At 59.9% G+C, this 24,324-nt stretch carries 22 protein-coding genes and 1 tRNA gene; 14 read left to right on the top strand and 9 right to left on the bottom strand.

Features of this window, described 5'->3' with window-relative positions; genetic code table 11:
* Positions 1-74 precede the first annotated feature (74 nt).
* From E3Z29_RS20775 to E3Z29_RS20765, 3 genes are all read left to right on the top strand, one after another.
* Positions 75-151: transfer RNA gene (locus tag E3Z29_RS20775), tRNA-Pro, on the top strand.
* A gap of 292 nt (positions 152-443) precedes the next feature.
* Positions 444-791 (top strand): hypothetical protein, encoded by a 348-nt coding sequence (locus tag E3Z29_RS20770; RefSeq protein ID WP_134786809.1) that lies wholly within the window; start codon positions 444-446, stop codon positions 789-791.
* An 82-nt stretch (positions 792-873) separates the two neighbouring features.
* A complete protein-coding gene (locus E3Z29_RS20765; RefSeq protein ID WP_134786808.1) occupies positions 874-1,296 on the top strand; it encodes an RDD family protein in 423 nt (140 codons plus the stop codon).
* A 31-nt stretch (positions 1,297-1,327) separates the two neighbouring features.
* Here the strand turns inward: E3Z29_RS20765 and E3Z29_RS20760 are convergent, their stop codons facing one another.
* The gene (locus tag E3Z29_RS20760; RefSeq protein WP_027611570.1) at positions 1,328-1,588 is read right to left on the bottom strand and encodes a hypothetical protein; all 261 of its coding nucleotides are present in this window, start codon (positions 1,586-1,588) and stop codon (positions 1,328-1,330) included.
* 174 nt (positions 1,589-1,762) lie between these two features.
* Positions 1,763-3,370 carry an RNA repair transcriptional activator RtcR gene (gene rtcR / locus E3Z29_RS20755; RefSeq protein ID WP_134786807.1) on the bottom strand — a complete coding sequence of 536 codons (1,608 nt, stop codon included), beginning with the start codon at positions 3,368-3,370 and terminating at the stop codon, positions 1,763-1,765.
* Between the two features lie 204 nt (positions 3,371-3,574).
* Between rtcR and E3Z29_RS20750 the strand changes: the two genes are divergently transcribed.
* The 5 genes from E3Z29_RS20750 to E3Z29_RS20730 all read left to right on the top strand — a co-directional run bounded on the left by E3Z29_RS20750 (position 3,575) and on the right by E3Z29_RS20730 (position 8,960).
* A complete protein-coding gene (locus tag E3Z29_RS20750) occupies positions 3,575-5,122 on the top strand; it encodes a TROVE domain-containing protein (RefSeq protein WP_134786806.1) in 1,548 nt (515 codons plus the stop codon).
* A 335-nt stretch (positions 5,123-5,457) separates the two neighbouring features.
* Entirely contained in the window at positions 5,458-6,684 is a 1,227-nt protein-coding gene (locus E3Z29_RS20745; RefSeq protein WP_027611573.1) for an RtcB family protein, read from the top strand.
* Positions 6,685-6,698: 14 nt separating this feature from the next.
* Positions 6,699-7,487 (top strand): nucleotidyltransferase domain-containing protein, encoded by a 789-nt coding sequence (locus E3Z29_RS20740; RefSeq protein ID WP_134786805.1) that lies wholly within the window; start codon positions 6,699-6,701, stop codon positions 7,485-7,487.
* Between the two features lie 8 nt (positions 7,488-7,495).
* Positions 7,496-8,524: an RNA 3'-terminal phosphate cyclase gene (gene rtcA / locus E3Z29_RS20735; RefSeq protein WP_134786804.1), complete on the top strand. Its 1,029-nt coding sequence runs from the start codon at positions 7,496-7,498 to the stop codon at positions 8,522-8,524.
* A 106-nt stretch (positions 8,525-8,630) separates the two neighbouring features.
* Positions 8,631-8,960, top strand: coding sequence for a hypothetical protein (locus tag E3Z29_RS20730; RefSeq protein ID WP_134786803.1), 330 nt, complete (start codon positions 8,631-8,633; stop codon positions 8,958-8,960).
* 57 nt (positions 8,961-9,017) lie between these two features.
* On the opposite strand, the gene E3Z29_RS20725 is transcribed toward E3Z29_RS20730, so the two are convergent.
* Positions 9,018-9,431: a VOC family protein gene (locus E3Z29_RS20725; protein ID WP_134786802.1), complete on the bottom strand. Its 414-nt coding sequence runs from the start codon at positions 9,429-9,431 to the stop codon at positions 9,018-9,020.
* A 202-nt stretch (positions 9,432-9,633) separates the two neighbouring features.
* Between E3Z29_RS20725 and E3Z29_RS20720 the strand changes: the two genes are divergently transcribed.
* On the top strand, positions 9,634-11,445 hold the full coding sequence (locus tag E3Z29_RS20720; RefSeq protein WP_134786801.1) for an ABC transporter ATP-binding protein: 1,812 nt from the start codon (positions 9,634-9,636) through the stop codon (positions 11,443-11,445).
* On the opposite strand, the gene E3Z29_RS20715 is transcribed toward E3Z29_RS20720, so the two are convergent.
* The 3 genes from E3Z29_RS20715 to E3Z29_RS20705 form a co-directional block, all read right to left on the bottom strand.
* Positions 11,442-12,386: an alpha/beta hydrolase gene (locus E3Z29_RS20715; protein WP_098964607.1), complete on the bottom strand. Its 945-nt coding sequence runs from the start codon at positions 12,384-12,386 to the stop codon at positions 11,442-11,444. The genes E3Z29_RS20720 and E3Z29_RS20715 overlap by 4 nt on opposite strands.
* A 109-nt stretch (positions 12,387-12,495) precedes the next feature.
* A complete protein-coding gene (locus E3Z29_RS20710; RefSeq protein WP_134786800.1) occupies positions 12,496-13,494 on the bottom strand; it encodes an NAD(P)H-quinone oxidoreductase in 999 nt (332 codons plus the stop codon).
* Positions 13,495-13,555: 61 nt separating this feature from the next.
* Positions 13,556-14,746: a YbfB/YjiJ family MFS transporter gene (locus E3Z29_RS20705; protein ID WP_134786799.1), complete on the bottom strand. Its 1,191-nt coding sequence runs from the start codon at positions 14,744-14,746 to the stop codon at positions 13,556-13,558.
* Between the two features lie 111 nt (positions 14,747-14,857).
* Between E3Z29_RS20705 and E3Z29_RS20700 the strand changes: the two genes are divergently transcribed.
* The gene (locus E3Z29_RS20700) at positions 14,858-15,733 is read left to right on the top strand and encodes a LysR family transcriptional regulator (RefSeq protein WP_134786798.1); all 876 of its coding nucleotides are present in this window, start codon (positions 14,858-14,860) and stop codon (positions 15,731-15,733) included.
* A 171-nt stretch (positions 15,734-15,904) separates the two neighbouring features.
* On the top strand, positions 15,905-16,393 hold the full coding sequence (locus tag E3Z29_RS20695) for a hypothetical protein (protein ID WP_247842636.1): 489 nt from the start codon (positions 15,905-15,907) through the stop codon (positions 16,391-16,393).
* Between the two features lie 51 nt (positions 16,394-16,444).
* Here E3Z29_RS20695 and E3Z29_RS20690 read toward each other — a convergent pair whose 3' ends face one another.
* Positions 16,445-17,167, bottom strand: a complete 723-nt coding sequence (locus E3Z29_RS20690) for a pirin family protein (RefSeq protein WP_095136690.1) — start codon at positions 17,165-17,167, stop codon at positions 16,445-16,447.
* 220 nt (positions 17,168-17,387) lie between these two features.
* On the opposite strand from E3Z29_RS20690, the gene E3Z29_RS20685 reads away from it, so the two are divergent.
* Both E3Z29_RS20685 and E3Z29_RS20680 read left to right on the top strand, forming a co-directional pair.
* Positions 17,388-18,338 carry a GlxA family transcriptional regulator gene (locus E3Z29_RS20685; RefSeq protein WP_134786797.1) on the top strand — a complete coding sequence of 317 codons (951 nt, stop codon included), beginning with the start codon at positions 17,388-17,390 and terminating at the stop codon, positions 18,336-18,338.
* Positions 18,339-18,428: 90 nt separating this feature from the next.
* On the top strand, positions 18,429-19,898 hold the full coding sequence (locus E3Z29_RS20680) for a winged helix-turn-helix domain-containing protein (protein WP_134786796.1): 1,470 nt from the start codon (positions 18,429-18,431) through the stop codon (positions 19,896-19,898).
* On the opposite strand, the gene E3Z29_RS20675 is transcribed toward E3Z29_RS20680, so the two are convergent.
* Positions 19,863-22,670, bottom strand: coding sequence for a winged helix-turn-helix domain-containing protein (locus E3Z29_RS20675; protein ID WP_134786795.1), 2,808 nt, complete (start codon positions 22,668-22,670; stop codon positions 19,863-19,865). The two genes, E3Z29_RS20680 and E3Z29_RS20675, sit on opposite strands and share 36 nt — an antisense overlap.
* Positions 22,671-23,025: 355 nt before the next feature.
* Here E3Z29_RS20675 and E3Z29_RS20670 point away from each other — a divergent pair, with 355 nt between their 5' ends.
* Positions 23,026-23,595, top strand: coding sequence for a flavodoxin family protein (locus E3Z29_RS20670; protein WP_027611586.1), 570 nt, complete (start codon positions 23,026-23,028; stop codon positions 23,593-23,595).
* A 34-nt stretch (positions 23,596-23,629) separates the two neighbouring features.
* Here the strand turns inward: E3Z29_RS20670 and E3Z29_RS20665 are convergent, their stop codons facing one another.
* A complete protein-coding gene (locus E3Z29_RS20665) occupies positions 23,630-24,085 on the bottom strand; it encodes a helix-turn-helix domain-containing protein (protein WP_134786794.1) in 456 nt (151 codons plus the stop codon).
* Positions 24,086-24,324 lie beyond the last annotated feature (239 nt).

Raw genomic sequence — 24,324 nt, 5'->3', positions numbered from 1 at the left:
ATACTTCCAGTTTTCAAAAGCTTGCGATATATTCTTGAGCGCTCTTCGAGACGAGGGGCGGGTTTCAAACCAGTCGGGGCGTAGCGCAGTCCGGTAGCGCACTAGCATGGGGTGCTAGGGGTCGAGTGTTCGAATCACTCCGTCCCGACCATATTTTTCAATGACTTAGCCCAACTCTAACCAGCTGGGCTTTTTCATGCGTAGGGAGTTTTTCGGGACTTCATCTAAGCCGATCATCCAGATCGGCTTTTTTGTGCCTTCGCAAAACCCGCGCAAAAAAGGTCGCTGGATGAAAAGTTTGGATCACTTGATAGACAAGCGGGATCCGGCTGCGCAGCCATTTGATGTCGGGTTGATACTCTGCCAGCCAGGGCTGAAGATGCTCGCTCAGATACACGAATGAAGTGCAGGCCACATCTTTTTCGTCATGGGTTCCTAAGAAAATGGATAAGTTATCTCGCTTGAACTCGCTTTTGATTCAGCACAATGCGGTCGTTTCGCTGAATATCGAAATTCAAGACTTCAAGTACAGCCTGGCCTTGACGATGTCGTCGCTCGATGACGCAGCAGAAAGCGCGATCACTATAAATTTTCAGGATGTCAGTGCGCTTGATCTAAGTGGCTTTGGTGGCGGGCTGACTCAATTCATGGAGCTCGTCGTTACCCGAATCGATCGTGGGCTCGACAGGATCAGATATGAATTAAAAGACGTAGAGGACGAGAAAATATCGTTCTACTTCTTTACCTTCAGTGAGCCTATTCATTCGGAGCAATCTTGTGGGTTTGATTGACCGCACTCCCCTGAAGCGCCATTAAATATTGGCGATCGGTTGCCGATACTCCGGTATCTAAATTCCGATCGAGCGAAGGCGCATGGACATCAGCAATACCAGCAGTGAATATCAAAAGCCGAAAAATCTCGCAGGGCTGGGCCGTCGCTGGGGTGGGCAGATCATCGATACGTTGATCACCTACTTTTTGATCCTCTTCGTAGGACGGCTGGCGGAGTTTATTGGTTTGCCGCCAAATGCGGTGGCTGTCCTGGCTCTTGGTACGGGTGTGGCGTATTACCTGTTTTCCGACGCAATGCCCAACGGGCAAAGCCTGGGTAAAAAGCTGCTGGGGATGTCGGTGATTGATGAGCGTAGCTACTTGAACTGCAATCTGTATCAATCGTTCATACGCAATATCACAACGCCGTTTCTGAACATCCTCGACTGGATTTTTATCTTCTTTGGCTCGCGCAAACGCCTGGGCGACATGCTTGCGTCAACAATTGTGATTCGTGTCAGGTGAGTCAAGTGGGGCAACGGCAGTCGCCCAAGTGTTAAGGTTTCGAATCTTGCTGAATATCCTCCGAGTCACTGGAGGTTGCGGCGTCCTTCTGCGTTTCTTGCGGTTCGGCGCCGGAGTTTGAGCCTGACGCTTCTTCGCCTTTTTTATTGGCTTTTTCCTCGTTGGACTCTGAGCTTTGCGCCTGATTTGTGCCGGAGGAGGCCGTCGGTGTTGCTGCCGAACTGGTCTGCGTGAAGAGCGAGCCAGTCAACAGCAGGCTTGCAAGCGTCAGGGTTGCAATCGACTTGTTCATGATCTGAGTCTTCCGCGAGATGTGGGTAACTCTTTGGAGGCATGAACAGGCCTAAGGTGCTGGCCGTTGGACGAGCGGTAAAGTCACAGATACCCGGCCCAATGTGAAAGTAGAAGGATTTCTACCAAGCCGACCACAAACATGACCGCGACAAAGCGCCGCGAAAACACCGCGCTATATTTTGCGGCCTTGCAAGTCGGCCCATTCAATCCCGAAGCGGCTCAGGTATTTTCTCAAGCGATCTGCATCATTCGGCTGCGCCTTGGCCTGGCGCGATACGCCGAACAGTCTGCGTCCGGCATCCGACAGACTGTCCGCTTGCCGACATACTTCAATTACCGCTTTCAATTGCAATCGATCAAACAGGTCGAGGCTATCGGCGTCTCCCGGGAGGTCATCCGACACGCCGTCCGCTTGCGCCAGTCCCCACGCATAACGCAGTCGATCAATTTCTTCCTGCACTTGCGCCTCATCAATTCGTCCGCTGTCCGCCAGCGTGGCCATCCGGGTAATCGACGCTGACAGTTCGCGAAAGTTGCCCAGCCATGCTGCTTCCCGAGAGCTGGCGAAGGCGAGGTAGCGTCGGCGCGCTTCGAGGTTGAAGCGCACCAGTTGGCCGTGATCGCGAGCGTGACGTTCGAGCTCGAAATCGATGTTGGGCTCGATGTCTTCGCGGCGGCCGGCCAGGCCGGGCAAGTCAAATGTCCAGAGGTTGATGCGTGCGTACAGATCCTCGCGGAACAGGCCTTCGGCGACGCGGCTGCGCAGATCGCGGTGAGTACCGGCGATGATCAGGAAGTCGCTATCGACCTCCTTGTCGGAGCCGAGCGGAAAGAAGCGCTTTTCTTCGATCGCCTTGAGCAGCATCGCCTGTTCGTCCGCGCCCAGCTCACCGATTTCATCGAGAAACAACATGCCGCCGTCCGCTGCCCGTAGCAGGCCGTCGCGGGCGTTCTGCGCGCCGGTGAATGCGCCTTTGACGTGACCGAACAAAGCCGACATCGCACCGTCGCCCCGCAGGGTGGCGCAGTTCACCTCAACAAACCGGCCCTGCATTTGATGGCGGCTGCGTTTGAGTTCATAGATGCGTCGGGCGAGAAACGATTTGCCGGCGCCGGTCGGGCCGATCAGCAGCATGGGCGCCTTGGAGCGCACGGCCACGCGTTCAATCTGTTCGATGGAGCGGTTGAACGCCGCGTTACGGGTGGCGATGCCGGACTTCAAGAACTCCAGGCCTTCGAGGCGTTTGTTGGCGAAACGCGAGGCGATGCGGTCATAGCGCGACAGGTCGAGGTCGATCAGCGCGTGAGTGCCGGTGGCTTGTTCATCTTCGCTTTTGCGTCGGGCGGGGGAAGTCTGGATCAGGCGCGCCGGCAGATAGCGTGCTTCGGTCAGCAGGAACCAGCAAATCTGCGCGACGTGGGTGCCGGTGGTGATGTGAACCAGATAGTCCTCGTGCTCGGTATCGAAGCTGTAGGCCGTCGTGAAGTCATGCAGTGCGCCGTAGACCTCTTCGAAATCCCACGGATTGCGCAGTGCCATGGGGTGCAGGTGTACCTCGGTTTCCGGCGAGACCTGCTGGATATCGGCGCGAACCCGTTCAGCGAGGCTGATGTCGCGCGCGTCGATACCGTGAATCAATTCCAGGCGATGGATCAGCACGTCCGGTTGCTGGCACAGGCCCACGCTAGGTCGCCAGTGGCTCCAGCGATTGGCGCCTTTGCCAACGCGGTCCAGGGTGGCGCCGATAAAACCGATGGCGACGGTGCGTTTGTTGGGCATGGCTATCTCAAAAGATAAATGACGATATCAAATGATAGGTTTCTCACACTGGGTTTGTCTTTGGTTCAGCTCAAAGAAATCGATAAAAAATAAAAAAACTATATAAATCAATAAGATAAAAAATAAATTTTGCGCCTATCAAAAACTGGCACAGCCGCTGCAATACCTATCGCAACGAACAGGACAACACAGCGAGACGCCACGATGGCCAACTTCAAACTCTTCAACACGCAATCGAAACAGCTGGCAGCCTGCGACACTTTGAATGCCTCCGGCGCCTCGGCATATGCCTACACGCCGAAGCATCAACTGGCTCAACTGGCGGTCACCGGTTGCCTGAACCAGACGTTTTACGCCAGCGCTGAAAGCCAGCTGGATCAAGTGTTGAAGCTGGTGGCTGAACTCGACAGCCGTTTCGTGGCGAAGGCTGCTGTCTACGCTCGCCAAAAGGGCCACATGAAAGACATGCCGGCATTGCTGCTCGCGGCGTTAACGGCGAACCGTTCGACGTTGGTACCTGAGGTGTTTGAACAAGTGATCGACAGCGGCAAGATGTTGCGCAACTACGTGCAGATCCTGCGCAGTGGCGCCACCGGGCGCAAATCCCTCGGTTCGCAACCCAAGCGTCTGGTGCAGAACTGGCTGAACCGCGCGACCGAACGTCAACTGCTGCAAGCGTCGATTGGCAACCAGCCATCGCTGGCGGACGTGGTGAAGATGGTTCACCCAAAGCCGGCTGAGGCCTGGCGCGAAGCGTTCTTCGCCTGGCTGATCGGCAAACCGGTGGATGTGCAGGCATTGCCCGAGTTGACCCGTGATTTGCTGGCATTTCGCAGCGGTGCGAGTCGCGAAGTCCCCGCAGTACCGTTTCAACTGCTCGGCAACGAAATTCTGAGCAAAGAGCAATGGGCGGCGCAGGCCTGCAACATGGGCTGGCAGGGGTTGCGCATCAACCTCAACACCCTGGCGCGGCATGGCGCGTTCGAGGTTCCGGGTTGCGTCGAGTACGTGGCCGCGCGACTTGCAGATCCGCAAGAAGTGGCTAAGGCGCGGGTTTATCCATACCAGTTGCTGGCGGCCTATCGGATGGTTGGCGATAACGTACCGCTGCAGATCCGCGAGGCGTTGCAGGAAGCACTTGAGTTGTCGCTGGCCAACGTGCCGAAGCTGGAAGGCGCGGTGGTGGTTTGCCCGGACATATCGGGTTCGATGGGCAGCCCGGCGACCGGTTATCGTCAGGGCGTGACCACGGCGGTGCGTTGCATCGATGTGGCGGCACTGGTCGCGGCAGCGGTGTTGCGCAAACAGCCGGCGGCGCGGGTGATGCCGTTCGAAGTGAAGGTGGTGGATATCAAGCTCAATCCACGGGACAGCGTGATCAGCAATGCGGAGAAACTGGCCGCGGCCTTTGGCGGCGGCACCAACTGCTCGGCGCCATTGAAGAAACTGGCGGACAGCAAGGCCAGGGTCGATACGCTGATTCTGGTATCGGACAACGAGTCCTGGATCGACACGCGGCGCCGTGGTGCCAGTGAGACCATGCTCCAGTGGGAGCGCATCAAGCGGATCAACCCGCAGGCACGGCTGGTGTGCATCGATATCCAGCCGGGTTATGCAACGCAGGCGGCGGACCGCGATGACATTCTGAATGTCGGCGGTTTCAGCGATGCAGTGTTCGATGTGGTCGAGCAGTTCACCAGCGGCCGTTACGGCGCGCAGCACTGGGTCGAAGCAATCGAGAATATGCAATGAATTGATTTGTCACAGGCGCTGAATGCCGGTGGGACTACATCCAAGACGTCTCATCAAACCCTTGTCAGCGTGTGTGACGGCACGAATGCCTGATGGCTGTACATCTGAGGCCGGTTAACCCCGGTGCGCGGCGACGCGCAACAGTCATCAACTTTTGTCGTGCCACCTTATTGAAAAAGAAGGCAGCGAATGCAACAGGTACTCCATCGGAACGCGGGTTCGAATCCCGCCCCGGCAACGGGGGCTCGACTGGCAGAGCCACAGTGTCTGTTTTTTTGTCGCTGCACATGACGGAACAACGCCGAATCATCGGCCAACGAATAAAGAATAGAGAAATGAAAGCACACACTTACCAACTGCTCGAAGTCGCCAACGGCAAGCCGATCAAACTCTGGACCGAAGGCGTCCCGGTGGAAAACGAGGCCCGCGAGCAGCTGATGAACACGGCAAAGATGCCATTCATCTTCAAGCATCTGGCGGTGATGCCGGATGTGCATCTGGGCAAGGGCTCGACTATTGGCAGCGTGATTCCGACGGTGGGCGCGATCATCCCTGCGGCCGTCGGCGTGGACATCGGTTGCGGCATGATCGCCGCACGCACGTCGCTGACCGCAGCCGACTTGCCGGACAACCTGCAAGGTCTGCGCAGCGCCATCGAGCAAGCGGTGCCCCATGGCCGCAGTTCGAACCGTTCTCGGCGCGACAAGGGCGCATGGGACGAGATTCCGCAGCAAGCCGATCAGGCCTGGGCGGGGCTTCAGCCACGTTTCAAACTGATCACCGACAAGTACCCGAAACTGACCAACACCAACAACCGTGGGCACTTGGGCACGCTCGGCAGCGGCAACCACTTCATCGAAGTGTGCCTGGATGAAGCCAACCGGGTCTGGTTCATGTTGCACAGTGGTTCTCGCGGTGTCGGCAACGCCATTGGCAACCTGTTCATTCAGATGGCTCAGGCGGATATGCGGCAACACATCGCCAACTTGCCGGATCGTGACCTGGCGTACTTCGAAGAAGGCAGCCAGCACTTCGATGATTACGTGGAAGCGGTGAGCTGGGCGCAGGACTTCGCCAGACAGAACCGCGAATTGATGATGCGCGCGGTGATTCAGGCCACGCGCCAGATCATTCGCAAACCGTTCGAGGTGGCGCTGGAAGCGGTCAACTGCCACCACAACTACGTGCAGAAAGAGCGGCATTTCGGCGAAGAAATCCTGGTCACCCGCAAAGGCGCGGTGTCGGCGAAGAAAGGTGAACTCGGGATCATTCCGGGTTCGATGGGCGCCAAGAGTTTCATTGTGCGCGGCCTGGGCAACGAAGAGTCGTTCAGCTCCTGCAGCCACGGCGCCGGCCGCACCATGAGCCGAACGAAGGCAAAGAATACATTCACCGTCGAAGACCAGATCCGCGCCACGGCGCATGTCGAGTGCCGCAAGGACGAAGCGGTGATCGACGAAATTCCGATGGCCTACAAGGACATCGACAAAGTCATGCACGCCCAGCGCGAGTTGGTGGAAGTGCTGCACACCCTGCGGCAAGTGGTGTGCGTCAAAGGATAAAAGGATCAGCAGTCATGGAATTTGCAGAACGCCACCCGCTGTGCGCCACGATGCGTGCGCGGGTACTGGAAGAGTTGGCGCGTATAGAGCGCGAGCGCAATGTCACGGTGTTGTACGCCTGTGAGTCCGGCAGTCGGGCCTGGGGCTTTGCCTCGACCGACAGCGACTACGACGTCCGGTTCGTGTACGTGGAAAAACCGCAGTGGTTCGTTCAGGTCGACACGCCGCGCGCTGTGATCGAGCGGCCATTGGACGACGAGCTGGACGTCAGCGGCTGGGAACTGCGCAAGACCCTCGGGTTGTTGCGCAAGTCCAACCCGACGTTGCTGGAGTGGCTCGACTCGCCATTGGTGTACCGCAGCGAAAGCGCGCAGGTTACGCAACTGCGGGAGCTGGCCGAAGCGTTCTACAGCCCGCCGGCAGCCCGCAACCACTATCTGTCGATGGCGAAAAACAACTTTCGCCAGTACCTGCAAGGCGACAGCGTACGGTTCAAGAAGTACTTCTACGTGCTGCGGCCGTTGCTGGCGGTGCGCTGGATCGATCAGGGGCGTGGGCGTCCACCGATGACCTTCGCCGAGCTGCTGACCACGGTCGACGACCGCGCACTGCTGGCTGAAGTCGACGAACTGCTGGCACTTAAACGCAATGCCGACGAGCGCGCCTACGGCCCGCGTCGTCCGGCGCTGCACAGGTTCATCACTGCCGAACTCGAGCGCGATGTGCCCACATTACTCAGAACTCAGGAAGACTCGCGACGACTGGATGACTACCTCAGGGACGTCGTCGGGCTGTATGCGTAAGGATTGAAATGGAACCGCAAGTGATTGAACTGGACGGCGCGATTGGCGGCGGTCAGGTGTTGCGCACCGCGCTGAGCCTGTCGATGGTGACGGGCCAGGCGTTTCGCATTAAACAGATTCGTGCCCGCCGCAGTCGGCCGGGATTGTTACGCCAGCATTTGACGGCAGTGATGGCGGCCGCCGAAGTCTGCGGCGCACGGATCGCGGGAGCGGAACTGGGCTCGCAGGAGTTGCGCTTCGAGCCGGGAGCGATTCGTTCGGGTGATTACCGGTTTGCGATCGGCACGGCCGGTAGTTGCACGTTGGTGTTGCAGACATTGCTGCCGGCGCTGTTGCAGGCGCCGGGCACAAGTCGCGTACGGATCAGCGGCGGTACGCATAATCCGTTGGCGCCGCCTGTCGATTTCCTTACGCGCAGCTGGTTGCCGTTGATGCGGCGCATGGGTGCCGGCATTGAGCTGGATCTGCTGCGTCACGGCTTTGTCCCGGCCGGTGGCGGTGAGATCGACGTCACGGTGCAGCCGTCGCAACTGACGCCGCTGGACCTGTGTGAGCGTGGGGCGCTGCTGTCGCAGCAAGCCTTGGCGCTGACGGCCGGTCTCGCACCGAGCGTCGCCGCGCGTGAACTGAATCAGGTGGCGAAACGCTTGCGCTGGGCAGCGGAAACTTTGCATCCGATCACGCTCGACCCGGCGCGTGGCCCCGGTAACGTGCTGTTACTGGAGTACGTGTTCGAGCAGGTCACCGAAGTCTTCAGTGCCTTTGGCCAGGTATTGTTACGGGCGGAGAAGGTCGCTGATACCGCAATCAATCAGGCGACAGACTGGTTACGCAGTGACGCTGCGATGGCGGAACACCTCGCCGATCAGTTGCTGCTGCCGATGGCGCTGGCCGGCGGTGGATCATTTACCACCCCAAGGATGACCGAGCATCTGCACAGCAACATCGCGGTGATCGAGCGCTTCTTGCCGGTCACTATCGAATGCTCGGAAGCGGGCCCCGAGCGTCTGCGGGTTGAGGTCCGCAGCTGTCGCTGATCGCGTCGCAGGCCCGGATCAATCTCGCAAATGCGGCAATTTGCTGGCCCCCAGGCTTGGGCTTCCCCGGCAAAATCGCCTTTTTTCAAAAGGTTAGGTTGGCTATATGCGGACGATTGTCATAACCGTTGCAACGCTTTCCCTGGCTGCTTTCGCTTCGACCATTGAAGCGAGGGAGTTGAGCAAGAGTCACCGGTTTGCCTGTACGTGGGGCTCGGACATCGCCGCCGGCGCACAACAGTCGAAGCTCTCGGGGATCTCGTTGTACGGCGCGCGCAAGCAGTTGCAGGTGCGCAAGTTCCAGCAACCGTGGATGCGCATGACGGCGATGGGGATTACCGAGCAGACCTACAACAGCACGTCGAAGCTCAAACCTGCAGCGGTCAAGCAGACCTATTACGAACAATGCGTGCGGCATGAGCTGGCCCAGCGATAAATCAAAAAGCCCAACCTGAAGAGGTTGGGCTTTTTCATGCCTGACGAAACGTCGGCGTTACTTGTCAGTCTCGCAATTGATCATCCACGACACCCCAAAGCGATCGACCAGCATGCCGAACCGGGCGGCCCAGAACGTGGTTTGCAGCGGCATGTCGACGCGAGCGTCCTTGGCCAGCGCGTTAAACACTCGCTCGGCTTCGGCAATGCTGTCGACGTTGAGGGAGATCGAGCACCCGCTCATGCCCCCGGTCGGGCGATCAGGTGTGGTGTCCGAGGCCATGATCATCTGGTCGCCAACCTTCAGGCAGGTATGGTTGACGAGGTTGTGGTGCTCTTTCGGTACGTGTTCGGCGGCGGGTGTTTCGCCGTAGGTCATCATTGTTTCGAGTTTGCCCTGCAAGGCTTGTTCGTAAAAGGTGAAGGCCTCGCGGCAGTTGCCGTTGAAGATCAGGTAGGGATTGATTCGCATGATGGCGTTCCTGGCAGTAGGCGCGGAGAGAGGCGATTTTCGCCAGGTTCCGCGAAAGGCGGTTAAACCATAGCAAAGCATTGGACGCCGCAACGGCCAGAGTTTTTCCAGATGTTTTTCTTCTGAAAACACCGCGCTTCAGCACGGATAAAACCTGCGGAGTACCATGACACCCTGTACGACCTATCGAGCTTGTTCTGCCATGCCTTTGATTTCCCGCTTCAACGCCCTGTTCGATCAGGCCCGGCGCGCCCTGTTGCTGGTCTGGGCGACTTCACGCGGGTTGTTTCTGGGCCTGGTGCTGGCGACCCTGATTGCCGGCGTTCTGCCGGCGTTGGCCGCATGGCTGGGCCAGCGCATTGTCGACGCGGTGGTGACGGCGATGCAGTTGCACGCGCAGCAAGGCGATGCACCGCTGTGGCCGGTGTTGCGTTATGTGCTGATGGAGGCGGGCGTGCTGGCGTTGTTGTCCGGTACACAACGGGCGCTCTCGGTGCAGCAGTCGTTGTTGCGGGTGCAGTTGGGGCAGAAGGTCAACACGCTGATTCTGGAGAAGGCGCAGACCCTGTCGCTGGTGCAGTTCGAGAACTCCGAGTTCTACGACAAGCTTGTGCGCGTGCGCCGCGAAGCCTCGACCCGGCCGCTGGCGTTGGTGATGAAGTCGCTGGGGTTGATCCAGAACCTGATCATGCTGATCAGCTTCGGTGTGCTGCTGGTGCATTTTTCGCCGTGGGCGCTGGTGTTGCTGGTCATTGGCGCGTTGCCGGTGTTCTTTGCCGAGGCGCATTTCTCCGGCGACGCTTTCCGCCTGTTCACCCGCCGTGCCCCGGAGAGTCGGCAGCAAAATTACATCGAAACCTTGCTGTCCCATGAGGCCTATATCAAAGAGGTCAAGCTGTTCGGCTTTGCGCCGTTGCTGTTGCAGCGTTATCGGGACACTTTTGCCAAGCTCTACGCCGAGGATCGGCGTCTGACATTGCGTCGTGATGGCTGGGGTTTCGGTCTCGGCTTGCTCGGCACCGGGGCGTTCTATCTGGCTTATGCCTGGGTGGTGATCGATGCGGTGCACGGCAATATCAGTCTCGGTCAGATGACCATGTACCTGGTGTTGTTCAAGCAGGGGCAGAGTGCGGTCAGCAGCAGCCTGAGTGCGATCAGCGGTTTGTATGAGGACGGTCTGTACCTGTCGAGCCTGTATGAGTATCTGGCCGAACCGGTGTTGGCTGATTGCGGTCATCTCACCGTCGGCGCGCGTCCGGGTGATGGCCTGCGTTTTGAGAACGTCGGTTTCCGCTATCCGGGGGCCAGCCGTGCCGCACTGGAAGGCATCGACCTGCACCTGGTGCCGGGCAAGAGTGTGGCGCTGGTGGGGGAGAACGGCTCAGGCAAAACCACGCTGATCAAATTGCTGACGCGCCTGTATCGGCCCGATCAGGGGCGGATTCTGCTTGATGGCAGCGATTTGCAGGATTGGGAAGAGAACACTTTGCGGCGGCGTATCGGCGTGATTTTTCAGGACTACATTCGCTACCAGTTCACCGTGGGCGAAAACATCGGCGTGGGGGATACCTCGGCGTTCAACGATGAATCGCGCTGGCAGGCCGCAGCGGCCGAAGGCATGGCCGCGCCGTTCATTGAAGGCCTCGACCGTGGCTATGCCACGCAGTTGGGCCGCTGGTTTGCTGGCGGTCAGGAGTTATCGGGCGGGCAATGGCAGAAGATTGCCTTGTCCCGGGCGTACATGCGCCGCGATGCCGACATCCTGATTCTCGACGAACCGACCTCGGCGCTGGATCCGGCAGCGGAAGCGGCAGTGTTCGAGCATTTCAGCCAACACACCGAAGGGCGCATGACCTTGTTGATTTCCCATCGCTTTTCCAGTGTGCGCAATGCCGATCAGATCATGGTGCTGGAGGGTGGACGGATACTGGAGAAGGGCGATCACAACAGCCTGATCGCTGCAAACGGGCACTACGCCAAGCTGTTCGATCTGCAGGCTCGCGGCTATCGCTAGGAATCCTGCGCGCTGCGCACCAATGCTGGGCCGGCCACGCGCGGCGCGGGTTTGGACTGCATCAGCGCATCGATCGCCTTGCGATAATTCTGCCCGCCCAGCGCCATGCTGTTGTTGTGGGTGGCACCCGGCACCAACAGCAGTCGTTTCGGTTGTCGGGCGGCGTTGAACAGCTGCTCGCTGAAGCGTGGCGGCACGAACGCGTCGGCCATGCCGTGTACCACCAGCAATGGCATGTGAATCTCGGCGATCTTGTCGATGGAGTCGAATTTCTGCGACAGCAGCCAGCGTACCGGCAGCGAAGTGTTGGCCACCGCCGCCGCCACATCGGCGAGAGAGGTGAAGGTCGACTCGATCACCAGGCCTTTGACCGGCAGCGGGGTATGGTCCCGAGCCGCGTCCTGGCCGAGTTCGGCGGCCAGATCAATCGCCACGGCACCGCCCAGGGAGTGACCGTAGATCAGGCGCTTGCTCGGGTCGGGCTGCAGCAGTTTGAAGCGCTCCCACGCCACACGGGCATCTTCGTACACGCTGCTTTCCGAAGGCAGATCGCCCTTGCTCTGGCCGAAACCACGGTAGTCGATCGCCAGTACCGAGTAGCCGGCCGCGCGCAATTGCTCGATGCGGAACAGCTGTCCGGTGAGGTTCCAGCGCACGCCATGCAGATAGAGAATCGCCGGAGCGTTCGGTCGTTCTGCGGGCCACCACCAGGCATGAATATTCTGCCCGGCCTTGAAGCTCTTGGGCTGCAAGTCGAGTTCCTGCACGCTGCCCGGCAAGCCGTGATACCAGCCGGCCGTGCCCGGTTCGATGCGAAACAGCAGTTTGCGCTCGGTGTGTTCGAGCACCGCACAACTCGTCGGCACGCCAATGATCAGCGCAGCCATGCAGGCGAACGCCAGACGGCGACGACGCAAACGGGTCATGAAGGACAGGAACATTAAACGGTTCACCACAACGCAGACAAAGAAGGCTTTTTACCAGAAGGCTCGGTCTGCGCGTGACTTTTTCGACCACCGTCTACTCGCAACGATTACAAAATGCTGCAGCTCAGCCCACGCGCAGGACGATTTTGCCGATGTGGTCGCCACCTTCCATGCGCGCATGCGCCTGGGCGGCATCGTTCAGCGAATAAACCTTATCGATGATCGGCAGGCAGCGTCCGGCGTTAAGCGCCGGCCACACGTGTTCGCGCAGTTGCTCGGCAATTTCGGCTTTTTCCTCTGCGGTGCGCGCTCGCAGCAACGAGCCAGTGATCACCGCACGCTTGGCCATGATCGCCAGCAGGTCGATGTCGTTGGCCTTGCCGCCACCAAGAAAGCCCAGCATCACCAGCCGGCCATCCATCGCCAGCGCGCTGACATTTCCGTTGAGGTACGAGGCGCCCATGATGTCGAGAATCGCGTTCACCCCCTGGCCTGCAGTTTTTTCGGCGATGACCGTGGCGAAATCCTGCTCGCGATAATTGATCGGCTGCCCACCCAGTTTGCTGATTGCCGCGCATTTATCGGCACTGCCGGCGGTGGCGAAGGCTTCGATGCCGAACTCGCGGCACAGCATCAGCGCGGTGGTGCCGATGCCGCTGGTGCCGCCGTGAATCAGCACGCGCTGACCGCGCTGAGCGTCGCCGAGGCCGAACAGGTTGGCCCACACGGTAAAGAAGGTTTCCGGGATAGCGGCGGCCTGCACCCAATCCAGTCCATCGGGGATCGGCAGGGTTTGCCCGGCCGGGACGTTGCAGTATTCGGCGTAACCGCCACCGTTGGTCAGCGCGCAGACCTTGTCCCCCACGGCAAACTGACTGACACCGGCACCCAGCGCCACCACTTCGCCGGCCACTTCCAGACCGGGGATCGGGTTCATGCCCGGCTTCATCGGGTATTTGCCGGCGCGTTGCAGGGCGTCGGGGCGGTTGATCCCGGCGGCATGCACGCGGATCAGCACTTCGCCGGCTGCCGCGACGGGCAGGGACACACGTTTGGCTTGCAAGACTTCCGGGCCACCGGGTTGAGTGATTTCGATCCGGGTCATTTCGTTGGGCAAAGTCATGTCGATTCCTGTTGCTTTAGGTTCTGAAGATGGGAGCGCAGCCCGCGGGCAATGATTCCCTTCAATTTTCACAGACGCGTGGTTCAGTCGCTGAGGGCAGCCATTTCAGGGCGTGCTCCAGAAGGATCGCCACGGCAATCGCCCCTGCGGCGATCACGAAGAGCATTGCGTGCTGACCGCCCGTGGCATTGAACAGCGCCGAATAGGCAAATCCGGCCAGCGCCTGAAACGTGGCAAACGATACGGTCGCGCGGCTCCAGGCGATTTGCTGGCGATGGTGATCCGGCACCAGTTCATGCACGCGGGCCAAGGCCAGCGGGACGATGCCGGGCGGGAATGAACCGATGATCACTGCCAGCACGGCCAACGCCATGAAAGAGTGGGAAACCGCCAGCAGTCCCAGCGCAATCGCCTGCACCACCAATACCAGCCGGATGCCCATCCGCGCGCCAAGCCGGTCCGCGAGAAAGCCGTAACTTACCGGGCCGACAATTGCGCCCAGGCCATACATCACCCAAACCAGTGCACCAATCTGCGCCCCGGCACCGAGCCCGCGAGCCACGTAATCCACCAGAAACACCATGGCCGGCACCAGACCTGCGGCCATGAATGCGTATTGGCCGAACAGCAAATAGACGGCGGAGGGCGTTGGCTCAACCGTCGCGCCTGCGTGAGTGGCGGTCGGGTGCGGTAGATCAGCAGGCCAGCCAAACCAGCTGATCGCGGTCAGCAACAACGACAATCCGCCCAGTCCCAACCAGGTGGCGGGCAGGCCCATATTCAACAAGGGCGGGACAAGGGTTCCGGAGGCGGCGATGCCCAGGCCGATACCGAGAAAAATCGCACCGCTGGCCAGCCCTTTGCGGGATGCCGGCACGTGGGGCAGAACAGTCGCCGCCACCAGCACCATAATTGCGCCGCCGGTAATCCCCGACAACAACCGCCAGCCAAAGAACCAGCTCACCGACAATGGAAATGCACAGGCAAAAAACGCTGCGGTGACCAGCAGCATCATCAGTCGCAGGGCGTTTTTATTGCCCAGTTGCCGCGCTATCGGCCGGCCGAGCAGGGCGCCGATCAGATAGCCGACCAGATTGGCTGCGCCGAGGTAGACCACGTCGTTGGCAGAAAACCACTGCGCCTGAATCAGCGAGGGAATAAGCGGTGTGTAGGCAAAACGCGCCAGACCAATGCCGACCAGGCTGGCGCAGAGTCCCGAGAAAATCGGTAACGCTGAGGTGGATGTACGCATGACAGCATTCCTGAGGAAGGTCTATGGCGCTCAGGATATCGGCTATCTTTGCTGCGGTAATGCAGCGATTTGGCTTTATAGTGATGCAAATTCGCATCGGTGGAGGGCAGCATGAACTGGGATGATGCGCGGGTATTTCTCGCAGTATGCAGAGAGTCGACCTTACGCGGCGCAGCGCGGGTTTTGGGGGTGGATCAGGCGACTGTCGGGCGACGGATCACGGCGCTGGAAAAGTCCCTGAGCGCGACCTTGTTCCTGCGCACCTCCGACGGCTACGCATTGACCGCAGTCGGCGAAGCCGCGCTCAAAAGCGTGGAGAAAATGGAGCAGTCGGCGCTGGAACTTGAGCGGCAGATTCAGGGCCTGGATGATCGTCTGACCGGCACCGTACGCGTCAGCACCACCGACTCGCTGGCCATCGACTTCCTGATCCCGGCCATTAGCCGCCTGCACGCGCTGCACCCGGACGTGCGTGTGCAACTGGACGCCTCTACGCAGATCCTCAGCCTGGCCAAGCGCGAGGCCGACATCGCCGTGCGCAATACCCGGCCTGACAATCCCGATCTGATCGCGCGGCGGATTGCGCGCTGGCCCGTGGGATTGTTCGCATCACAGGCGTATATCGACGCCCATGGCATCCCGCCTCAGGGTACGGCGTTCGAAGGCCATGATCTGGTGGTCTACCAACCGTATTTGCAGACGCACAAGGACATGACGCTGGTTTGCGAACCGCTGCATCGCGGGCGGATTGTCGCCAGCCTGAGCTCCAGTCTGCTGGTACGCCGCTCGATTGCGGCTGGCCTGGGCGTAGGAGAAATTCCGCTGTACATGGGCGAGCGCGATGGCCTGATCAGGCTTTGGCCGGAGCGCAATCGCCCGCAACCGTATGAGGTCTGGCTGGTGACCCACGCGGACTTGCGCCACACCGCACGGGTCAGGGCGGTGATTGAGCAGATTGTCGAGGCGTTTGCACTGGAGAATGAGTGACGGCTCAAAGCGCTTTGGAGAAGCTACATCGTCTGATGAAACGCCCTACATCCACAGCAGAATCTGCCGGCTTGTGGGCTTGGAGCGCCAGTCCTAAGGTTGATGCAACTCGCAGCGCCAGGAAATCGGTGCGCCAGAGAAGGTATCGCTAACCCAGGGAAGGGGATCGGATTGAAAGCCAGGGAATTCGAGCAATATCAAAGCTTCGACACATTGAGCAAAGGTCGTAACACACAAGCCATGAACGCTATCAGCCGTGAAGAATTCAACGCCAGGATCGAGACCATCGAGGCAAGGATGGATGCTCGGGTAGAGCGAGTGCATGCAGATATCCGAGAGTTCCTTTGCTCCCAGGCAGAGCGAGACAAGGCGAATGAGCGCATTCAGGTCGAACGGGATAAACGCTACGACTCGATGATTCAAGGCATTGCCATCGAGTCCAGAGAGGCGCTCAAAAAGGCGGGTACCGTCAATGCCAACGTCTGGATGGCAACGGCTGTGCATCTGTTTGGTGTGGTCAGCATTGTCGTGGGTGGCTATTTCGCCAGTCAGGCCAACCTGTATGCAGCGATACAAACAACCTTGGCGGCGGTTCAGGCGGGCAAAGAAGTCGGCGCAGCCAAGCCTGCCGAGCAGCCATCACCGGTGTTGCCAAAATAAAAAAACGGCCTTCAATCGAAGGCCGTTTTTGTTGGCTTTGGAAACCCTGCCTCATGGCATTTGCGGCAGCTCTTGCGGACGCAGGTCAAACACCAGCACTTCGGCATCCACGCCATTGCTCAGGGTCAGTGCCTGTTCTTCACGAACCCGCACGCCGTCACCTTCCTGCAGCAACTGGCCGTTGAGTTCAACACTGCCGCGAGCCACATGCACGTAGGCGTAACGGTTGGCGGACAGTTTCAGGGTGGCGCTTTCCTTGCCGTCGAACAACCCGGCGTAAACCCGCGCATCCTGGCGTACTGTCAGCGAACCATCGCTGCCGTCCGGCGAGATGATCAGTTGCAGGCGACCACGTTTTTTTTGCGCACTGAAGTGCTCCTGTTGATAGCGCGGTTTGGCGCCGCTGATCTCCGGCACAATCCAGATCTGCAAAAAGTGCACGGGCTTGGTGGCCGAATGGTTGAACTCGCTGTGCGCCACGCCGCTGCCGGCGCTCATCAGTTGTACGTCGCCAGGGCGGATCACCGAGCCGGTGCCCAACGTGTCTTTATGTTCCAGCGCACCTTCGAGCACGTAGGAAAAGATCTCCATGTCGCGATGCGGGTGCTGGCCGAAACCTTTGCCGGCGGCAACGCGGTCATCGTTGATCACCAGCAGGTCGGAAAAACCCTGTTCACGCGGGTCGCGGTAGCTGGCAAAGGAAAAGGTGTGGAACGACTTCAACCAGCCATGATTGGCGAGGCCACGATCGGAGGCTTTGCGAAGAGTCAGCATGATGAAATCTCCTTGGGGGACGTGAATTCGTCCGAGTGAGGAGAAGGTTACTGTTTACTCTTCGGGGTAATAAGTAGATGGAAATTGAAATACTGTCCCTTTCTGGTTGACAGTTGTGTGCGCTTGATCACGTATTTTTTTCCGACGATTGTGTCGCAGTTGGCCATAATGCTCAGCCAGTCTTGTCCGTCCATTTTTCATTATCAGTGATGTGTACCCCATGAAAACCGTGGCCATGGTGTTGTTCCCCGACTTTCTGCTGCTCGACATGGCCGGGCCGCTGGAAGTGTTCTCGGTGGCCAATCGCTATTTGAAACCGGAGTCGCACTATCAGCTGACGACCCTTGGCACCGAGCGCGGGCCATTGCGTGCGTCCAACGGTGTGCTGGTACACACCGACCGGCATATCGAACAAGCCCTTGAGCGCTACGATTTGCTGCTGGTACCCGGTGGGCCGGGGGCTTACAACGAAAAACACCCGGCGTTGCTGGCCTGGCTGAAAGCCGCCGTGCCCTGTGCCGAGCGATATGGTTCGATCTGCACCGGCGCCTTCGTGCTCGGCCATGCCGGGTTGCTCGACGGCTATCGGGTGACCACTCACTGGAACTACACCGAACGCCTGATCAAGGCATTTCCAAAGGCGAGCGTCGCCACCGACCAGATTTTCATTGAGGATCGCAATCTGATCACCTCTGGCGGGGTCACGGCCGGCATCGACCTGGCGCTGGCGCTGGTGGCGCAGGATCACGGCAAGAAGTTGGCCCAGGACGTCGCCAAAGTGCTGCTGGTGGTGATGAAACGTCAAGGCGGACAGGCGCAGTTCAGCCCCTTGATGGCGGCGGTGGCGCCTCAGGAAACACCGATCACCCGAGTACAGAATTACGTCCTGGACCATCTCGACGAAGTGTTCAGTGTCGAGCGCATGGCAGGATTGGCCAACATGAGTGCACGGCACTTCGCGCGGACGTTTGTCCGCGACATCAATATGACGCCGATGGAGTTCCTGCAAAGTGCGCGTATCGACTGCGCACGAAATCTTTTGGAAACCACTGACCTGCCTTTGAAAACCGTGGCCTACAAGAGTGGTTTTGGCAGTGTTCGGCACATGCGTCTGTTGTTCGCGGAAAAACTTGGCCTTACCCCTGTGCAATACCGCGAACAGTTCAGCTAGAGCGGTTCTGTCCGTTGTGCGCACCCGGATGTCCGTGCTGCGCCCTGTGTGAAGGTTGTGCCGTCATCGCAGGCTGCCAAGATAGTTGGCATGAACAGCCTCAACGATTTGCACTCGGCGTCAGTCCTGTATTTCGGCCCTTACGCCTTTCATTTGCGCCAACGGCTGATCCTCGACGGGGATCGGCAACTGCGCATGGGCGGGCGTGCGCTGGATATTCTGCAGGTGCTGGTCGAGCGTGCAGGCCGAGTGGTCAGAAAGGAAGAGTTGATTGCACGGGTCTGGCCCACTTCGGTGGTCGAAGAGATCAATCTTCGCGTCCACATTGCCGCCCTGCGCCGGGCGCTCGGTGACGGTGAGAACGGCCAGCGCTACATCGTCAATGTGCCGCAATGTGGCTACAGCTTCGTTGCTCCGGTGCACGGCGACAATTTCGAGCACGTGGCCCTGGAACACCTGCAAGCGCCACAACACAACTTGCCTGTGCGGCTGACGCCGGTGACCGGTCGCGATTCAGTGGTGGGCTCGATGGTGCGGCAATTGCCACTGTGCCGATTGATGACCGTGACGGGGCCTGCGGGTGTCGGCAAAACCACGGTGGCGTTGCGTGCTGCAGAGTTGCTGTTACAGCATTTTCGCGACGGGGTCTGGCTGGTGGACCTGGCGGTAGTCAACGACGCCACGCCACTGCTCGATTATCTGTTGCACACCCTCGAAACCGATCTCGTCACGCTGGCAGCGCGTCACAGCTTGCTGGTGCTGGATAACTGCGAGCATCTGCGTGAAGCCTGCAAGGCTCTGGTTGAACGTTTACTGGAGGCCGCGCCACGGTTGTCGATTCTTGCGACCAGTCGCGAAGCATTGCAGGCCAGTCTGGAGACCGTGCAAACCCTGCCGCCACTGGCCATTCCCAAGTCCTCAGCGTTGGGCAGTGTCGAAGAGACCATGAGCTATTCGGCCGTGCAATTGTTTGTCAGTCGTGCCCGAGCCCGGCAGCAGGGTTTTACCCTGCGTGAACAGGATCTCAATGCTGTGCGCGACATCTGTCGGCGGCTCGATGGGCTGCCACTGGCGATTGAACTGGCGGCGGCGCACATTGATGCGCTGGCGTTGGTCGGCTTGCAGTCACAACTCGACAATTGTTTACAGCTGCTCAGCCATGGTCGGCGTACTGCCGTGCCACGCCATCAAACCCTGAAAGCCGCGCTGGACTGGAGCTATCAGCACCTGAGTGAGCAGGAACAGCGGGTGCTGCAACGCCTGTCGGTCTTCAAAACGGCGTTTGCCATTGATGCAGCGATGGGCGTCATCAGTTGCGCGCTATTACCCCCGTCGACGTTGGCCCTGATGATTGATCGGTTGGCGCAGAAGTCTTTGCTGGTGGTGGAGCGGGGCAGTGCCGGGTTGCGCTATCGCATGCTCAACACCACTCGTCGATACGCCCGCGAACAACTGGAACGCAGCGGTGAATCCAACGAGTACGAGCGTCGGCATGCGCGCTTCGTCAGCCGCAGTCGTTGGGTGTCAGGCTCGCAGTTGGCGGCCCAACTCGTCGAGTAACCAGCGCACCTTGCGCAGGTCCGGGGTGGCGTAGCCCTCGGTGAAGCGTTGATAGATCGGGCTCAATAATTCCAGCGCTTCGCGGCAGCGGTTCTGCCGTTGCCACAACTGCGCCAGCGAAGTGGCGCTGCGCAGTTCCCAGGCCAGCGCGCCCTGGGTTTGCGCGATCGACAGTGCCTGGAGCAAGACCTTTTCGGCTTGCCGGGTGTTGCTGTCGGGGCAAGCCGAATCTTCAATCAACATCTGATCGGCCCGAGCCCGCAGAATCTCCGCCGTGCTCCAGCCTGCTGCTCCGCTGTGTGCCCGCTCAAGCAACGCGTCATCAACAAAACTGCTGTCCAGGGTGACCATGATCTCCCTGATCAGACCGCTGTCATCGGTCGCTATCGGCACGGCGGCATCGGCGTCGAGGACCTGCGCGTATTGCCGTGCCCAGCGATAGAACAGCAATACGGAATGCTTCTGCGCCTGCTCCAGCAACAGCTGCAGCAAAGCACGGGCGTTTTGCGGGTCACCGTTGTAATGAGCAATCAGGCAACTGGCCAGCGCCAGGGTGTAGCAGATCGAGGTGCCGTGGTTGATTTGCACGGCGATGTCCAGTGCCTGCCTGGCCGTACGCCAGGCCTGTTCAGGGAAACCTTGCAGCCACAACACCCGGGCCAGCACCGTCAGCGAGGCGACGCTCTGGTCGTACTGCACGCCGAAGCCATGGGTGAAGCGATTGGGGTTGCCGTTTTGCGCCATGCGCTGAATCACTTGCTCGGCATGCAGGCGTGCCTGCTGCTGGTCGCCGGCGTAATGCAGCGCCAGCACCCGCAGGCGATGTGTGCTCAGCGACAGCTGCGGGTCGCCGTGCAGGCCGAGTCGATCGAACTGTTCGCTCTGTTCCAGCGCCGACCGATAGTGGCCACAGCTGAGGTTGACCGCCATGTGCCCGGACACCGCACGCAGTTGGCCAGCCACGTCGTCGTACGCTTGCGCCAGCGCATGGGCATCGACGAATGCGGCGATGGTTTCCGGGGTGCCACCCCAGGTGTGGTAGCAGGCGCTGCCGAGCGCCAGTTTCAGTGCGATCTTCACCCGAGGGCAAGGTTCGGCAGCGTTTTCCAGCAGGGCCAGCGCCTGACGCACGTAACCGCCGTATTCCTTGAGCAGCGACAACTCTTGCCACAGGGGCGCCGAGGTCGCGGCCAGATAAATCCCCACATCATTGGGGCCTGCACCGTTCAGACTCCAGTCGAGCGCCGCGCGCAGGTCTTCCAGACCGCGTGCGTAGCGTTCGATCCACAGGGTGGTTGAGGTCGTTTCCCAATCGGTCTGCGCCTGATACATCAGCGCCAGACAACGTTCAGCGTGGCGTTCGCGGGTTTCGGCGAGTTCGGCGCCTTGCTCGAGTTTTTCCAGGGCATAGCGGCGCGTGGTGTCGAGCAACCGATAGAACACTTCCTCGTCACCGACTTCGACGTTGAGCAACGACTTGGCGACCAGTTGTGTGATCGAACCGAACACCTCGCCGGGCTGGATGTGCTGTCCACCGATCACCGCAGCGGCGGACTCCAGCGTGAAGCCACCCCGAAACACACCGAGCCGGCGCAGGCAGGTCTGTTCGCAATCGGTGAGCAGGTTGAAGCTCCAGTCCAGCGTGGCACGCAGCGTCTGGTGGCGCTCCACGCTGCTCTGATTGCCGGCAGCCGATACCGGCAGACGCCCTTGCAGCTGGCTGAGCAAACCCTGCAGGCCGAGTTCTCCAACCTGCGCCGCCGCCAGCTCCAGCGCCAGCGGAATGCCGTCCAGACGCCGACAGATTTCAAGCGCATCGGGCAACTCGGCGTCGCTCAATTCAAGGCCCTCGTGCGCGGCCAGGGCGCGTTCGGCAAACAGTTGCAGTGCCGAAAAACTCAACGCCTGCGCACGATCAAGCACGGCAATCGGCGGCGGGTAATCGAGGGATTCGAGACGTTGCACATACTCGCCTTCGGCACGCAGGCTCTCGCGGCTGGTGGCCAGAATGTGGATCTGCGGCGCACCGCGCAAAATGCTCTCGCTGAGCAGTGCCATGGCGTCGATCAGGTGTTCGCAATTGTCGATTACCAGCAGCATCTGGCGCTCGCGCAGCGCATTGACGAGGTGGGTCAGCGGATCGTTGTCATGCGGCACCACATCCAGCAGGGCCGCCAGGTGCGAGCAGATCATTCGTGCGTCGTTGATCGGCGACAGATCCAGCAGCCGGATACCGTCCCGATAGTGGCCGATCATCTGCTCGGCAACGCGCAGGGCCACGGTGGTTTTGCCGATGCCGCCGGGGCCGACCAGTGTGATGCAGCGCTGGCGCGGCAACTGCCTGATCAGGCTGTCGACCAGCGGCTGGCGGCCGATCATTCGCGTGCGGCGCAGTGGCAGGTTATGCCGGGTGCCGGTCTCTGCGCAGGTGTGCTGTTCGATCGATTGCAGCCTGATCGGTGCGACAAAGCTGTAGCCGCGCTGCGCCACCGTGACGATGTATCGCTGCCCGCCCTGACCGTCGCCCAGGGCTTTGCGCAACGCCGCCATGTGCACCCGCAGATTGATGTCTTCGACGACGCTGTCCGGCCACACGCCGGCAATCAGTTGCTGCTTGCTCACGACATCGCCGGCATGCGCCAGCAGGATCAGCAGAATATCCATGGCACGTCGGCCCAGGCGTAACGGCTGCTCGCCTTCAAGCAGCAGCCGTTTGCCGGGCTGAATCCGATAGGGGCCGAAACCGAGGGCCTGATTCGGGGGAAGACTCAACAGCTCACTCCTGCGAAATTTTTATAATCCTGCCCACGGCGTGTGAAGCCTCCGTGAAGGGCAGCGCGGATCAGCGTCAGCGGCACGCAAGCCTTCTAATCCGCAGTTTTGCGGACATATTCCGCAGGTTCTGGCATCAGTGCAACGTGCAGATTGCCGGCAATGCTCGAAAGTGATGCTGCGATCGGCATTTTTGCCCGCTGCAATGTTCAGACCAGCGCTTTGTCTCGCGGACAATTAACAACGATTAACTCGTCTGTGTTCGCTTCAACCCCAAAAATCCGCTGAATCAAGCCTGGCCTCAGGCCAGGACCTGATGGCTGCAATGGAGTGCACCCGAGCGGAGGACGGCGCAATGAGCAACGTGGTGGTGGTCTATCACAGCGGCTATGGCCACACTCGCGTCATGGCAGAAGCCGTGGCGCAGGGCGTCGAACGGCACTTGGGCAGTACCTGTCGGTTGGTGGCGGTAGAAGAAGTCGAGTTCTATTGGGATGAGTTGCACCGCGCCGACGCGATCATTTTCGGTGCGCCGACTTACATGGGCAGCGCGTCGGCGGGTTTCAAGCATTTCATGGAGGCCAGCGCGGCGTTCTATCTGGCGAAACCGTGGCGCAACAAGGTTGCCGCCGGGTTCACCAATTCCGGAAGCCTGTGCGGCGACAAGCTCAATACATTGCTGCAAATGGCGGTGTTCGCCGCGCAGCATTCGATGATCTGGGTGGGGCTCGACCTGCTCCCGGCGCGCTCGGTGGCGGGCTGCTTCGATGGACAGTTGAATCGTCTGGGCAGCGCGCTCGGGGCCATGTCCCAATCCAATGTCGAACAGCCCCCCGAGCAGGCGCCGCCGCTCGAAGACCGGCGTACGGCGGCACACCTGGGCGAGCGGGTGGCGCAAGTGGCGCAGCGTTTGAGGCAGCAATGAAGCGCAGGGAAATGAGCTTGGCGCGCGGCAGCGTCTAGACCGCCAGGCGTATGCCGACAGGCGCGGCCGCTGGTTGCGGTCTTTCGGGCTTCATGCCCGGCACCTCACGACACCGCCAGGCGAAAGGGCTGATCCCTTCGCTGCGGGTGAAGATATGGCAGAAGTGCGCCTGATCACAGAAGCCACATTCCAGGCTGATCTGCGTCAGGCTCAAGTGGGTGAGCCGGATCAACTGCTTGGCGCGAGCGATGCGCTGGGTGCGGATCCAGTCCTGTGGCGAGAGTCCGGTACTGCATTTGAACGCCCGGGAAAAATGACTGCGTGACAACGAACAGGCCTCTGCCAGCTCGGTGACTTCCAGGCTTTCACCCAGGCGATCGAGGATCAACTGTTTGGCCCGCCGTTCGCGTTGCGGACTGAGGCCGCCGATGCGCGGTGTGCGGAATTCGCTGGAGGGGGCGAGGGCGACTGTTTGTTGTAAGTGAGCCATGGCCAATGTCCGTGTCGGGGGGGCAACGCACGCTCGGCACGTTTCCCTCTGGTCAAAAAAACAATGTTTCGCAGAGGGTTTCATTGTTGGACGGGGCCGGAAGACTGACGAGTTAAACGTTGTTAATTGCGCCGTAAAACGTTGAACTCAGCACATCGCTGCAAGTCGCTGCCCTCGACAAACATTTCCAATGGGTGTCGATGGAATACGGCCCATACAAACGCGCGGCCAACGTACCG

It is taken from the genome of Pseudomonas sp. S150, assembly GCF_004526365.1.
GTDB lineage: Bacteria > Pseudomonadota > Gammaproteobacteria > Pseudomonadales > Pseudomonadaceae > Aquipseudomonas > Aquipseudomonas putida_A.
Note: the sequence above shows the minus strand (reverse complement) of the source record. Positions and strands in the feature narration are given on the sequence as shown.